Raw genomic sequence first — 14,013 nt, forward strand, 5'->3', positions numbered from 1 at the left:
CAACGTAAAACATAATAAAATTACGCCACTTGAGGGTTATGTATGAAGAAGACGGTTCTTGCTTTGTCTTTGCTGGTAGGACTCTCCGCCACCGCGGCCAGCTACGCAGCACTTCCGCAGACGGTTCGTATTGGTACAGATACAACGTACGCACCTTTTTCCTCTAAAGATGCCAAAGGCGACTTTGTCGGCTTTGATATCGATCTGGGAAATGAGATGTGTAAGCGCATGCAGATCAAATGTACCTGGGTAGCCAGCGACTTTGACGCGCTGATCCCGTCGCTGAAAGCGAAAAAGATTGATGCCATCATCTCCTCGCTTTCAATCACTGAGAAGCGTCAGCAAGAGATTGCGTTCTCAGACAAGCTTTACGCAGCAGACTCACGTCTGATCGCCGCGAAAGGTTCCCCAATTCAACCAACTCTGGATTCCCTCAAAGGTAAACATGTTGGCGTACTGCAAGGCTCGACTCAGGAAGCCTATGCTAATGACAACTGGCGCAGCAAAGGCGTAGATGTGGTGGCCTATGCGAACCAGGACCTTATCTATTCTGACCTGACAGCGGGTCGTCTGGACGCGGCGTTGCAGGATGAAGTCGCGGCCAGCGAAGGCTTCCTGAAGCAGCCTGCCGGTAAGGACTACGCTTTTGCTGGTCCATCGGTGAAAGATAAAAAATACTTTGGTGACGGCACCGGGATTGGCTTGCGCAAAGATGATGCAGAGCTGAAAGCTGCTTTCGATAAAGCGCTGGGCGAACTGCGCAAAGACGGCACCTACGACAAAATGGCGAGCAAGTATTTTAACTTCAATGTCTACGGCGATTAATACGCCGCAACGGGGAATGGACTGCACCATTGCGGGTAACCATTACGGTGCATAATAAATTCAGTGCACTGTTTTGGTGCTTTTGTCGCTGTCTTAATAAGCATGAGTGCATACTTAAGCGCTTTTCATGCAAATAAATACCGTCGACAGGGTAGAATGCTTTGCCTTGTCGGCCCGATTAATGGCACGATAACTGCACCTGGTCCTGTAAAGATCCCCTATAAAAGACAGTCTGTTGAGGATAGTTATGAAAAAACTGGTGTTGTCTCTTTCTCTGGTCCTGGCTTTCTCCAGTGCTACCGCAGCATTTGCAGCCATTCCGCAAAAAATTCGTATCGGTACCGATCCTACTTATGCGCCGTTCGAATCGAAAAATGCACAGGGTGAATTAGTCGGTTTTGATATCGATCTGGCTAAAGAGCTGTGCAAACGTATCAATACACAATGTACCTTCGTGGAAAACCCGCTGGACGCGCTTATCCCTTCGTTAAAAGCGAAGAAAATCGATGCGATTATGTCCTCGCTTTCCATCACTGAAAAACGTCAGCAGGAAATCGCCTTTACCGACAAGCTTTATGCAGCCGACTCGCGTCTGGTTGTCGCTAAAGATTCTGCTATTCAGCCAACCATTGAGTCGCTGAAAGGTAAACGTGTTGGCGTGCTGCAGGGCACGACTCAGGAAACCTTCGGCAACGAGCACTGGGCGCCAAAAGGCATTGAAATTGTCTCTTATCAGGGGCAAGACAATATCTATTCTGACCTGACTGCCGGGCGTATTGATGCTGCTTTCCAGGATGAAGTCGCGGCCAGCGAAGGCTTCCTGAAACAGCCGGTCGGTAAAGATTACAAATTCGGCGGCCCATCTGTAAAAGATGAGAAGTTATTCGGCGTGGGTACCGGTATGGGGCTGCGCAAAGATGATAACGAACTGCGCGAAGCACTGAACAAAGCCTTTGCCGAGATGCGAGCTGACGGTACTTACGAGAAGCTGGCGAAAAAGTACTTCGATTTTGATGTTTATGGCGGTTAATCACCGCAGGTGCTGATAAAGCCCGTAGATTTTTGACGTGTTGAATTTATGCCTGATGGCGCTGCGCGTATCCGGTCTACAGTGATTTTGTAGGCCGGATAAGGCAAAGCCGCCATCCCGCATTTAACAGTTTGTCTGAAATCAAAAGAGGCTTATTACTCCACCACACACGACAGGACAGGCAGCATGTTGTATGGCTTTTCAGGTGTTATTTTACAGGGCGCAATTGTTACGCTGGAGCTGGCACTTAGCTCGGTGGTACTGGCGGTTCTGATAGGCCTTGTCGGCGCGGCAGCAAAGCTGTCGCAAAGCCGGGCGCTGGCGCTTATTTTCGAAGGGTACACAACGCTTATCCGCGGCGTGCCCGATCTGGTCTTAATGCTGCTCATCTTTTACGGATTACAAATCGCGCTGAATACCCTTACCGATGCAATTGGTATCAGCCAGATTGATATCGATCCGATGGTCGCGGGTATTATTACGCTCGGGTTTATCTACGGAGCCTATTTTACCGAAACATTTCGTGGCGCATTTATGGCCGTGCCAAAAGGCCATATTGAAGCCGCGACGGCATTCGGTTTTACCAGTTCACAAATATTTCGCCGCATTATGTTCCCGGCGATGATGCGCTATGCCTTACCGGGAATTGGCAACAACTGGCAGGTCATTCTTAAGGCCACGGCGCTGGTATCGTTGCTCGGCCTGGAAGACGTGGTGAAAGCCACTCAGCTTGCCGGAAAAAGTACCTGGGAGCCGTTCTATTTTGCCGTAGTGTGCGGGGTCATCTATCTGGTGTTTACCACTGTTTCTAATGGTGTGCTGCTGTACCTTGAGCGCCGCTATTCTGCGGGTGTGAAGAGGGCTGACCTGTGATTGAGATTATTCAGGAATACTGGAAGTCCCTGCTGTGGACCGACGGATATCGCTACACCGGCGTGGCTATCACCCTGTGGCTTCTGATTTCGTCGGTGGTGATGGGCGGGATACTGGCGCTGTTTTTGGCAATTGGTCGTGTTTCCAGTAATAAATTTATCCAGTTTCCTATCTGGCTGTTCACCTATATTTTTCGTGGGACGCCGCTGTACGTCCAGTTGCTGGTGTTTTATTCCGGGATGTATACGCTGGAGATAGTCAAAGGCACGGACTTCCTCAACGCGTTTTTCCGCAGTGGGCTAAATTGCACCGTGCTGGCGCTGACGCTGAATACCTGCGCCTATACCACGGAGATTTTCGCCGGGGCTATTCGTTCCGTACCCCATGGTGAGATTGAAGCCGCGCGCGCTTACGGTTTCTCGTCGTTTAAACTGTATCGCTGCATTATTTTGCCTTCCGCGCTGCGTATTGCGCTGCCGGCTTACAGCAATGAAGTTATTTTAATGCTGCACTCCACGGCGCTGGCATTTACCGCAACGGTGCCTGATTTGTTGAAAATCGCCCGCGATATCAACTCGGCAACGTATCAGCCGTTTACCGCCTTCGGTATTGCCGCTGTTCTGTATTTGATTATTTCGTATGTCCTGATCAGTCTGTTCCGTAAAGCGGAAAAACGCTGGTTGCAGCATGTATCCTCTAAATGATTCGAGTAACACGATGTCTGAAAATAAATTAAACGTTATCGATTTACATAAGCACTACGGTGAACATGAAGTGCTGAAAGGGGTATCGCTGCAGGCCAATGCGGGTGATGTTATCAGTATTATTGGCTCGTCAGGTTCCGGTAAAAGTACCTTCCTGCGCTGCATTAACTTTCTCGAGAAACCGAGCGCCGGGTCGATTGTCGTCAGTGGTCAGAACATTGGTCTGGTACGCGACAAAGACGGCCAGCTTAAGGTTGCAGACAAAAATCAGCTGCGCTTGCTGCGCACGCGACTGACGATGGTCTTTCAGCACTTTAATCTGTGGAGCCACATGACGGTGCTGGAAAACGTGATGGAAGCGCCGATCCAGGTGTTGGGGCTGAGCAAGCAGGAAGCTCGCGAACGTGCGGTGAAGTATCTGGCGAAAGTGGGTATTGATGAGCGCGCTCAGGGCAAATATCCGGTGCATCTGTCCGGTGGTCAGCAGCAGCGTGTCTCCATTGCTCGTGCGCTGGCGATGGAACCAGAAGTGTTGCTGTTTGATGAACCCACGTCGGCGCTTGACCCGGAGCTGGTGGGCGAAGTGCTGCGCATTATGCAACAACTGGCCGAAGAGGGAAAAACCATGGTGGTCGTGACCCACGAAATGGGGTTTGCCCGTCATGTCTCCACGCACGTGATTTTCCTGCATCAGGGGAAGATTGAAGAAGAGGGCGATCCGGAGCAGGTATTTGGTAATCCGCAAAGTCCGCGTTTGCAGCAGTTCCTCAAAGGTTCGTTGAAGTAAGTCACCTGCCCGGAGGCGCTACGCTTTCCGGGCCTGGGATTTTAGCGCGTCGCACTCCAGACGATAAACCCAGTCGTCGTAGGCGATACCATCAATCTCATACGCCTTTTCCAGCACCTGCGTACGCACGAACCCCGTTTTTTCCAGAATCCGTATTGAGCCCTTATTATCCGCCAGTACGTAAGCATTTATCGCCGTGACCGCCGCGTGCTCGAAGGCGTACTGGCACACCGCGCGTACGGCTTCGCTGGCAATACCTTTCCCCTGCGCCTGTGGCATGATGGCGTAGCCGAGGTCGGCTTCGTGCGGGTAGAGATGGCTGATTTGTAGACCAATATCGCCGAGCGGCGTCGGGTTGTTGTGCTCGCGGATGACAAAAGTGTGCTGTGCGGCAAGGCGTCTGGCGAATAACAGACGCGTATCTTTCACCGGGGCGATGTTGCCCATATAGCGCATGACTTCAGGACATTCACGTAGTTTCTGGAAAAATGACCAGTCAGAAAACTGAAACAAAGAGAGGGTAAGTCGGGGAGTCGAAATTATCGCCATAACGTCGCCATTGCAGAAATCTGGCCTATAACCTTACCACCACAACGGCGACCGTGAATAGCGCTTAGGGGTTATCGGATGACATCCGCCAGCGCTTCTTCTAAATCGTACCAGCGAAACGCGAAACCGGACGCTTCCAGGCGTTTTGGCAACGCTCGCTGCCCGCCGAGAACCAGCACTGAAGATTCGCCCATCAGCAACCGCATTGCGGTGGCGGGAACGCGCAGAATGGCAGGACGGTTCAGGGCGTGGCCCAGCGCGTGGGCAAACTGCTCATTGTGCACCGGGTACGGTGAAACCATATTGAAGGGACCGCGCAGATCGTTATCCAGCAGCCAGAGAATTCCGTTGACCATATCATCAATATGGATCCAGGCCATATACTGGCGTCCGTTGCCAATTGGTCCGCCTAAGCCAAGACGAAACGGCGGAACCATTTTCGCCAGAATGCCGCCAGCAGAGGCCAGTACCACGCCGGTGCGCAGCATACACACGCGGGTTTTATCGCTTTGCGCAGTGCTGGCAATTTGCTCCCAGCGGGCGCACAGCTTATGGGTAAATTCGTTATGCGGCGGCTCTTCTTCTGTGACCACCACTTCGCCTAAATCGCCGTAGTAACCGGTAGCGGAACCGGAGATTAGCACTGCGGGCGGTGTCTCGCTGGCATTGATTAAATCGACCAGCTTCTGCGTGATGACCCAGCGGCTCTGACACAGGCGTTCCTTTTGCTGGGCACTCCAGCGCTTGTCCGCAATCGGCTCTCCGGCAAGGTTAATGACGGCATCAATGTCATTGAGATTTTGCCGCTCTTCCAGCCCTTTGGACAGCGTAACCCGGGAGTCGAGAATCTGACGGGCCTTATCAGGAGAACGGGTCACTACGGTTATCTGATGCCCCAGCTCCAGCAAGCGGGGGATCAGATGACGTCCAATCAGGCCAGTACCGCCGGTAATCAGAATCTGCATGTCGCCTCCCGGGTTATGTTTTAGCGCTGCCAGCTCAGCGTCATAGAGACTGAGTCGGCGTAACGTAATGCGTGAAGTTTATCTATCTCTACTTGAGCATAAGTGACCCAGTGATGTTCGCGTGCGATATCGAGCACATCTTGAGTTAATTTTTCTAACAATGAGAAGCGGTTACCCTCCACGTGGGCAATGATGCTCTTGGTGATAGTGCGATAATTCAGCGCGTCGTTGATATCTTCGCTGGTACGGGCTTTGTCTGCCGGATAGTGAATGGCAATGTTGATGACGATATCCTGGCGGTTAAGGATCTCCTCTTCTTTGATGCCGATAAAAGTGCGCAGACGAAGGTTTTTTATACGAATAATTGCGTCAGGTTGTGACATTGCAGGTTTCCTCCATGTATGAACCTTTGCATGATACACGAGAACCGAATCGCGTCACCGCTTCTCACTTTGTGCTTGTTGCATGGCGCGTTCCGTTGCGGGACGCGTACGGATGCGTTCATGCCAGTTATTGACCGCCGGGTAGTTGTCGAGGTCGATGCGCTGACGCTGATGGGCGTGGATCCACGGCCAGCAGGCAATGTCGGCAATGCTGTAGTGATCGCCTCCCAGCCAGGGGGACGTTTCCAGACGTTTATTCATCACGTTGTACAGGCGCTGGGTTTCAACCTGGTATCTTTCAATGGCGTAGGGAATCGTTTGTGGGGCGTAGTGGCTAAAATGATGATTCTGACCCAGCATGGGTCCGAGGCCGCTGACCTGCCAGAACAACCACTGCAGCGTAGTGTGGCGTTCACGTAACTCACCGCTCAGCAGCTTACCGCTCTTTTCTGCCAGATAGAGTAAAATTTCTCCGGACTCAAACAGGCTGATGGGCTTTCCGCCGTCTACCGGGGCACTGTCGATAATGGCCGGGATTTTATTGTTTGGTGAGATTTGCAGAAAATCAGGGTGAAACTGGCTACCTTTGCTGATATCGACATGAATCAGACGGTATTGCAGCTGCGCCTCTTCAAGAAACAGCGTGATTTTGTGACCGTTTGGCGATGGAGTGTAATAGAGATCGATCATTTTCAGCGTCCGTTTTGTCATGAACCGGGTCATAACAAGTATAGAGCCTGTTGGCGTGCGTGAGTTTTCATCAAGTGACAGTGAGAGAAAGACTCTATATTTTGAAGGCAAGCCAATACATTTCAGAGGACATTATGAGCAAATCTGCAATTACGCTGTGGTCAGATGCCAATTTTTTCTCCCCTTACGTGCTGTCTGTTTATGTCGCTCTGCAAGAGAAAGGACTGCCTTTTACGCTGAAAACCGTTGATCTCAACAGCGGCGAACACTTGCAACCTTCATGGCAAGGGTATGCGTTAACGCGGCGCGTGCCGGTGCTTGAAATCGACGGTTTCGAGCTGAGCGAATCATCAGCGATTACTGAGTTCCTGGAAGAGAGTTTTGCGCCGCCGCAGTGGGAGCGAATCTACCCACACGATGTGCAAAAGCGCGCGCGGGCGCGCCAGGTTCAGGCGTGGATCCGCAGCGATCTGATGCCTATCCGTGAAGAACGCTCAACGGACGTAGTTTTTGCTGGCGTGAAGAAAGGTCCGTTAAGCGAAGCGGGAAAAGTCAGTGCGGAGAAATTGTTCGCCACTGCGAGCCATTTATTGAGCCACGGGAAGCAGAATTTATTTGGCGAATGGTGTATTGCCGACTGCGATTTAGCGCTAATGCTGAATCGTCTGGTCCTTAACGGCGATGAGGTTCCCGAAGCGCTTGCAGAATATGCCGCCTTCCAGTGGCAGCGCGCTTCAGTCCAGCGTTTTATCGCGCTTTCAGCGAAGCGTTCCTGCTGAAAAACGGGGCGTAATCCAGTATCATTACAAGGTACTTTTCAACGAGGAGTGAGTGATGAAACTGATGTTCGCATCGGACATTCATGGTTCGTTGCCAGCCACGGAACGCGTACTTGAACGGTTTGCCGCAAGCGGTGCGCAATGGCTGGTGATATTGGGTGATGTTTTAAACCACGGACCGCGTAATGCGCTCCCGGAAGGCTATGCGCCTGCGCAGGTTGCTGAGCGGTTGAATGCCCTCGCTGCGCGCATTATCGCGGTGCGTGGCAATTGTGACAGCGAAGTGGATCAGATGCTCCTGCATTTTCCGATGACCGCGCCGTGGCAGCAAATTCTGACAGAAAACCAGCGACTCTTTTTGACGCACGGGCATCTTTTTGGTCCGCAAAATATGCCGGCACTCAACGTTGGAGATGTGCTGGTTTATGGGCATACACATTTGCCCGTCGCTGAGCGTCAAGGGGATGTTTACCACTTCAATCCCGGCTCGGTAAGCATCCCGAAAGGGGGCTTTGCGGCAAGTTACGGGATTCTGGATGATAATGTTCTCAGCGTAATGGCACTCAATGATCAAAGTGTTATTGCACAGGTCGAGATTAATCCGTAATTTACCCCACAAACATAAACGCGCCGTAAGAGCGCAAGAAAAAAGAAGGTTTCCTGATGGTGGAACAGCGTCGTTTGGCAAGTACGGAATGGGTGGATATTGTGAATGAAGACAACGAAGTCATTGCACAATCCAGCCGGGAACAAATGCGGGCGCAACGCTTACGCCATCGTGCAACGTATATCGTCGTGCATGATGGTATGGGCAAAATTCTGGTTCAGCGTCGTACTGAGACAAAAGATTTTTTGCCCGGCATGCTGGATGCCACCGCTGGCGGTGTTGTGCAGGCTGACGAGCAACTACTGGACTCAGCGCGCCGTGAAGCGGAAGAGGAACTGGGGATTGCGGGCGTGCCGTTTGCCGAGCATGGGCAGTTTTATTTTGAAGACCAGAACTGTCGCGTATGGGGTGGGCTGTTTAGCTGTGTTTCCCACGGACCGTTTGCGCTTCAGGAAGAAGAGGTTAGTGAAGTTTGCTGGCTGACGCCGGAAGAAATTACCGCGCGCTGCGACGAATTTACGCCGGACTCACTGAAAGCCCTGGCGCTGTGGATGACCCGCAACGCTAAGAATGAAGGGGCGAAAGCCGAAAAGCAGGAAGAGGCTGAGTAAAATCTGCTCATCCGGCCTACAGCGTCGAGAAATCGTGTAGGCCGGGCAATCGTTTTTTAATGGTAACCCATTATCTGCGCGCCAATTACCACCACGCTGGACATAATAAACAGCAGTCCCAACAGCGTGGCGCCTACCTTCAGCCAGTTACGAAAATCCACCCGACACACGCCTAACGTTGCCATCAGCGATGCAGACGTAGGATAGATAATATGACTGAATCCGTCGCCAAACTGGAAGGCCAGTACGGTGACCTGACGGTTTACGCCAACCAGATCGCCTAAGGGTGCTAATAACGGCATGGTCAATGCAGCCTGACCAGAGCCGGAAGTAACGAAGAAATTAAACACCGCCTGGAACAGCAGCATAAACCACGCCGCGATGGCGTTATCCAGCCCGCTGATGCCGTTGGCAATGCTGTGCAGCAGCGTGTTCAACACGCTGGCTTCACCCGCCTCTCCATTACCGACCAGCAGTAATATGCCTTTGGCAAAACCGACCAGCAGGGCAGGGGCAATCATCATTCGCGCGCCTTCAGTGAATGAGGAGGCCATGATGTTGACCGTCATGCCGTTGAGACGAAAGACCACGCCGATGATGCCAATTACCAGGCCCATGGTGAAGAACTGACTGGCGATCTCAGGAATAAACCACGCGTTGACGATCACGCCCCAGACAACCCAAATCATTACCGCAGTCAGCACCAGCAGCACCAGCCAGTCGCCCAGCGTGAAGCGTCGTTCCACAACGTCGTCCTGCTGTTCGCGAAAGAAACGGTCGGATTCATGTACCCGGGACAAAAGCGGATTCTTTTTGATGCGCGCCGCATAGGCCAGCGTGAAGGTCAGACCTATCAGGGTCGCAACCACCCACACAATGATACGCAGACCGGAACCAGAGAGCACCGGCACGCCCGCAATCCCCTGCGCGACGACCACGCAGAACGGGTTCATCCATGAGCTGGCGAATCCAATTTGAGTCGCAATATAGGTGACCAGAACGGTGGTGATACTGTCGTAACCTAACCGTACCATTAACGGTGCGATGATAATGGCAAAGGCGACCGCCTCTTCCCCCATGCCAAACACCGCGCCGCCTAATGAGAAGAGAACAAACAGCACCGGGATAAACAGGACTTCGTTTCCTCGTGTATGGCGGATGAGCGCCAGGATGCCGTTATCGATGGTACCGGTACGCATAACGATGCCGAATGCGCCGCCAATCACCAGCATAAACATAATAATGCCGACGGCAGTGCCGAATTTAGAGCCGGAGGTTAACCCTTCAAACGGAAAATTCATCAGGCCCGGGCGCTCATCACCGGTGGTGAAAAACTGCACCCGGTGATACTGCTCTTCGCCCGCGTCGTTGGTCAGAATTCGAAAAGAATGGGGGTCGACCACCTTACGGGTTTTGGTTTGTCCATCAACCTGATACTGCACTTCCTGACTGTCGAACATCCCGACGGGAACAACCCATGTCGCCAGACTGGTTAAAATGGCAACGAAAAAAATAATCACCAACGTATCGGGCATCGCCCATTTTTTAGCTGGCTGTGTTTCTGTTACTGCTGACATGAAAGACTATCCCTGTTGCAATGCAAAAGAGGATAAGTATGCAAACAGGAGAATAGTTATTCATTGATGCAGCGCATCCTGGCAAATGTTTCAGAATATGCCAACGGGAAAAACAGGTATAAAAAAACCGGAAATATAAGCTATTTCCGGTTTAATAAGCAGAAGTGTTGCCGGATAAGACATCCGGCACACTCGACAGATTACTGCTGCTGTTGGGAAGACTGGATCGCGGTCAGAGCGATGGTGTAGACGATGTCGTCAACCAGCGCGCCACGAGACAGGTCGTTCACAGGCTTGCGCATACCCTGCAGCATTGGCCCGATGGAGATCAGGTCGGCAGAACGCTGTACCGCTTTGTAGGTGGTGTTACCGGTGTTCAGATCCGGGAAGATGAACACGGTAGCGCGACCTGCAACCGGAGAGTTCGGCGCTTTGGATTTTGCTACGTCAGCCATAACGGCGGCGTCATACTGCAGCGGACCGTCGATCATCAGGTCAGGACGTTTTTCCTGCGCCAGACGCGTGGCTTCACGAACTTTTTCTACGTCGCTACCTGCACCAGAAGTACCGGTGGAGTAGGAGAGCATTGCTACGCGCGGTTCGATACCGAAGGCAATGGCGGATTCAGCGGACTGAATCGCGATTTCTGCCAGTTGCTCTGCAGTCGGATCCGGGTTGATCGCGCAGTCGCCGTATACGTAAACCTGATCCGGCAGCAGCATGAAGAACACGGAAGACACCAGGGAACTACCCGGTGCAGTTTTAATCAGCTGCAGCGGCGGACGGATGGTGTTCGCGGTGGTATGAACTGCACCAGAAACCAGACCGTCAACGTCGTCCTGTTCCAGCATCAGGGTACCGAGAACCACGTTGTCTTCCAGCTGTTCGCGGGCAACGGTTTCGGTCATACCTTTGTTTTTACGCAGTTCGACCAGGCGAGCAACGTAGCTTTCGCGAACCACATCTGGATCAACGATTTCTACGCCAGCGCCCAGCTCAACGCCCTGAGAGGCCGCAACGCGGGTGATCTCATCCGGGTTGCCCAGCAGTACGCAGGTTGCGATACCGCGTTCAGCACAGATAGCTGCCGCTTTAACGGTACGCGGCTCGTCACCTTCCGGCAGAACAACGCGCTTGCCGGCTTTACGTGCCAGCTCGGTCAGCTGATAACGGAACGCTGGCGGAGACAGACGACGGCTGCGCTCAGAGGTCGCGGTCAGGGATTCAATCCAGTCAGCGTTGATGTAGTTAGCAACGTATTCCTGAACTTTCTCAATACGTTCGTGATCGTCAACCGGAACTTCCAGGTTGAAGCTCTGCAGGCTCAGAGAGGTCTGCCAGGTGTTGGTGTTCACCATGAATACCGGCAGGCCGGTTTCAAATGCACGTTCGCACAGTTTAGTGATACGCGCGTCCATTTCGTAGCCGCCAGTCAGCAGCAGGGCACCGATTTCCACGCCGTTCATGGCTGCCAGGCATGCTGCAACCAGCACGTCAGGACGATCGGCGGAAGTCACCAGCAGAGAACCGGCACGGAAGTGCTCCAGCATGTGCGGAATGCTGCGTGCGCAGAAAGTCACAGACTTCACGCGACGGGTATTGATATCACCTTCGTTAACGATAGTGGCGTTCAGATGACGCGCCATATCGATTGCACGCGTTGCGATCAGATCGAAGCTCCATGGCACCGCGCCCAGAACCGGCAGCGGGCTGGATTCTTGCAGTTTAGCCGGATCAACTTTGATCACTTTCGCTTTGGAAGAGTCGTCGAAAATCTCGGACAGATCCGGGCGAGTACGGCCCTGCTCATCAACCGGTGCGTTCAGTTTGTTAACGATTACGCCGGTGATGTTGGTGTTTTTCGCGCCGCCGAAGCTGCTGCGAGTCAGTTCAATACGCTCGTTCAGCTGTTCCGGGGTATCGGTACCCTGAGACATTACGAAGACGATTTCTGCGTTCAGCGTTTTCGCGATTTCGTAGTTCAGAGACTGCGCGAACTGATGTTTACGGGTTGGGACCAGGCCTTCAACCAGTACAACTTCAGCGTCTTTAGTGTTCGCGTGGTAGTTCGCGATGATCTCTTCCATCAGCACATCTTTCTGATTGCTGGACAACAGAGATTCAACGTGGCTCATCTTCAGCGGCTCAGCGGCTGGCAGAGAAGAGTTAGCACGGACGATGCTGGTAGTCTGGTCTGGCGCATCGCCACCGGCACGCGGTTGAGAGATCGGCTTGAAGACGCTCAGACGAACGCCTTTGCGTTCCATTGCGCGGATTACGCCAAGGCTGACGCTGGTCAGACCGACGCTGGTTCCGGTAGGGATCAGCATAATAATACGGGACACGGTTTATCCTCTTTCGTTACCGTCGATGTAGACGGGTTACAAAACAGCACCGCCAGCTAGGCTGGCGGTGTGAAATCAGGCAGTCAGACGGCTCGCGTCTTGCGCGATAACCAGTTCTTCGTTGGTTGGGATAACCACCGCAGGACGGGTACCTTCTTTGTTGATGAAACCAGATTTGCCGAAACGTGCGGCCAGGTTACGTTCGTGGTCAACTTCAAAGCCCAGAACGCCCAGTTTGCCCAGAGACAGTTCACGAACCATCGCTGCGTTTTCACCGATACCACCGGTGAAGACAACTGCATCCAGACGACCATCCATCAGCGCAGTGTAAGAACCGATGTATTTCGCCAGACGGTGACAGTAAACGTCCATTGCACGTTTAGCGTCTTCTTTAGTCGCGTAGTTATCTTCAACATAACGGCAGTCGCTGGTGACTTCGGTCAGACCCAGCAGGCCGGACTCTTTGGTCAGCATTTTGTTGATCTGGTCAACGCTCATGCCCAGGGTGTCGTGCAGGTGGAAGATGATCGCCGGGTCGATGTCACCGGAACGCGTACCCATCACCAGACCTTCCAGCGGGGTCAGACCCATGGAGGTATCAACACATTTACCGTTACGGATAGCAGAAACAGAACCGCCGTTGCCCAGGTGGCAAGTGATGATGTTCAACTCATCAACCGGTTTGTTCAGAATTTTTGCCGCTTCCTGAGTCACGAAGAAGTGGCTGGTACCGTGCGCGCCGTAACGACGAACACCGTGTTCTTTGTACAGGCTGTATGGCAGAGCATAGAGGTAAGACTCTTCCGGCATGGTCTGATGGAACGCGGTGTCGAACACAGCCACGTTTTTGTCTTTCAGATTCGGGAAGGATTTCAGCGCTTCTGCGATACCGATCAGGTGTGCAGGGTTATGCAGCGGTGCAAAAGATGCTGCGTCTTTGATACCCTGAATAACGGAATCGTCGATAACCACAGAGCCGGTGTATTTCTCGCCGCCGTGAACAACACGGTGACCAATCGCAGTCAGCTGAGCAGACAGTTCTGGTTTTTGTGCCAGAATAGTATTAACGATAAAATTCAGCGCTTCACTGTGAGCGGCGCCTGCACCTAAAGCCGCTTCTTGTTTACCGCCGTCCATTTTCCACTTGATACGTGCTTCTGGGAGATGGAAACATTCGGCTAAACCAGAGAGGTATTCTTCACCGTTTACTGCATCGATGATGGCAAATTTCAGTGAGGAGCTACCGCAGTTCAGAACCAGTACTAACTTACTCGACATGGAAGTACCT

Annotated in this window: 15 protein-coding genes; 8 read left to right on the plus strand and 7 right to left on the minus strand. The window is 52.5% G+C overall.

Annotation, left to right across the window (positions count from 1 at the left end):
• Positions 1 to 42 precede the first annotated feature (42 nt).
• The 5 genes from argT (at position 43) to hisP (ending at position 4,219) form a co-directional block, all read left to right on the plus strand.
• Entirely contained in the window at positions 43 to 825 is a 783-nt protein-coding gene (argT, locus tag HV243_RS07840; protein ID WP_006683634.1) for a lysine/arginine/ornithine ABC transporter substrate-binding protein ArgT, read from the plus strand.
• Between the two features lie 247 nt (positions 826 to 1,072).
• Positions 1,073 to 1,855, plus strand: coding sequence for a histidine ABC transporter substrate-binding protein HisJ (gene hisJ, locus HV243_RS07845; protein ID WP_003028120.1), 783 nt, complete (start codon positions 1,073 to 1,075; stop codon positions 1,853 to 1,855).
• Positions 1,856 to 2,041: 186 nt separating this feature from the next.
• A complete protein-coding gene (locus HV243_RS07850) occupies positions 2,042 to 2,728 on the plus strand; it encodes a histidine ABC transporter permease HisQ (RefSeq protein ID WP_053389549.1) in 687 nt (228 codons plus the stop codon).
• Entirely contained in the window at positions 2,725 to 3,432 is a 708-nt protein-coding gene (hisM, locus tag HV243_RS07855; protein WP_003028116.1) for a histidine ABC transporter permease HisM, read from the plus strand. Before HV243_RS07850 ends, hisM begins: the two co-directional genes overlap by 4 nt.
• A gap of 13 nt (positions 3,433 to 3,445) precedes the next feature.
• Complete coding sequence (hisP, locus tag HV243_RS07860) at positions 3,446 to 4,219, plus strand: histidine ABC transporter ATP-binding protein HisP (RefSeq protein WP_043017062.1); 774 nt, start codon at positions 3,446 to 3,448, stop codon at positions 4,217 to 4,219.
• Positions 4,220 to 4,237: 18 nt separating this feature from the next.
• Here the strand turns inward: hisP and HV243_RS07865 are convergent, their stop codons facing one another.
• The 4 genes from HV243_RS07865 to yfcG form a co-directional block, all read right to left on the minus strand.
• Positions 4,238 to 4,768 carry a GNAT family N-acetyltransferase gene (locus HV243_RS07865; RefSeq protein WP_072161057.1) on the minus strand — a complete coding sequence of 177 codons (531 nt, stop codon included), beginning with the start codon at positions 4,766 to 4,768 and terminating at the stop codon, positions 4,238 to 4,240.
• A gap of 71 nt (positions 4,769 to 4,839) precedes the next feature.
• Positions 4,840 to 5,733 carry a TIGR01777 family oxidoreductase gene (locus tag HV243_RS07870; protein ID WP_016153850.1) on the minus strand — a complete coding sequence of 298 codons (894 nt, stop codon included), beginning with the start codon at positions 5,731 to 5,733 and terminating at the stop codon, positions 4,840 to 4,842.
• 20 nt (positions 5,734 to 5,753) lie between these two features.
• A complete protein-coding gene (gene folX / locus HV243_RS07875; RefSeq protein ID WP_016153849.1) occupies positions 5,754 to 6,116 on the minus strand; it encodes a dihydroneopterin triphosphate 2'-epimerase in 363 nt (120 codons plus the stop codon).
• 54 nt (positions 6,117 to 6,170) lie between these two features.
• Positions 6,171 to 6,806: a GSH-dependent disulfide bond oxidoreductase gene (gene yfcG / locus HV243_RS07880; protein WP_016153848.1), complete on the minus strand. Its 636-nt coding sequence runs from the start codon at positions 6,804 to 6,806 to the stop codon at positions 6,171 to 6,173.
• Positions 6,807 to 6,940: 134 nt separating this feature from the next.
• On the opposite strand from yfcG, the gene yfcF reads away from it, so the two are divergent.
• Genes yfcF through yfcD form a run of 3 tightly spaced genes read left to right on the plus strand, consistent with a single transcriptional unit; the run spans position 6,941 to position 8,803 of the window.
• A complete protein-coding gene (yfcF, locus tag HV243_RS07885) occupies positions 6,941 to 7,585 on the plus strand; it encodes a glutathione transferase (protein ID WP_016153847.1) in 645 nt (214 codons plus the stop codon).
• 55 nt (positions 7,586 to 7,640) lie between these two features.
• Positions 7,641 to 8,192: a phosphodiesterase gene (yfcE, locus tag HV243_RS07890; RefSeq protein WP_016153846.1), complete on the plus strand. Its 552-nt coding sequence runs from the start codon at positions 7,641 to 7,643 to the stop codon at positions 8,190 to 8,192.
• A 56-nt stretch (positions 8,193 to 8,248) separates the two neighbouring features.
• The gene (gene yfcD, locus HV243_RS07895) at positions 8,249 to 8,803 is read left to right on the plus strand and encodes an NUDIX hydrolase YfcD (protein WP_006683645.1); all 555 of its coding nucleotides are present in this window, start codon (positions 8,249 to 8,251) and stop codon (positions 8,801 to 8,803) included.
• Positions 8,804 to 8,859: 56 nt separating this feature from the next.
• Here yfcD and yfcC read toward each other — a convergent pair whose 3' ends face one another.
• The 3 genes from yfcC to ackA all read right to left on the minus strand — a co-directional run bounded on the left by yfcC (position 8,860) and on the right by ackA (position 14,003).
• Positions 8,860 to 10,380 carry a putative basic amino acid antiporter YfcC gene (gene yfcC / locus HV243_RS07900; RefSeq protein WP_016157044.1) on the minus strand — a complete coding sequence of 507 codons (1,521 nt, stop codon included), beginning with the start codon at positions 10,378 to 10,380 and terminating at the stop codon, positions 8,860 to 8,862.
• A gap of 200 nt (positions 10,381 to 10,580) precedes the next feature.
• Positions 10,581 to 12,725, minus strand: a complete 2,145-nt coding sequence (pta, locus tag HV243_RS07905) for a phosphate acetyltransferase (protein ID WP_016153844.1) — start codon at positions 12,723 to 12,725, stop codon at positions 10,581 to 10,583.
• 75 nt (positions 12,726 to 12,800) lie between these two features.
• Positions 12,801 to 14,003, minus strand: a complete 1,203-nt coding sequence (gene ackA / locus HV243_RS07910; RefSeq protein ID WP_016153843.1) for an acetate kinase — start codon at positions 14,001 to 14,003, stop codon at positions 12,801 to 12,803.
• Positions 14,004 to 14,013 lie beyond the last annotated feature (10 nt).

Origin of the sequence: Citrobacter sp. RHBSTW-00599, assembly GCF_013784065.1 — a bacterium.
Lineage (GTDB): Bacteria > Pseudomonadota > Gammaproteobacteria > Enterobacterales > Enterobacteriaceae > Citrobacter > Citrobacter braakii.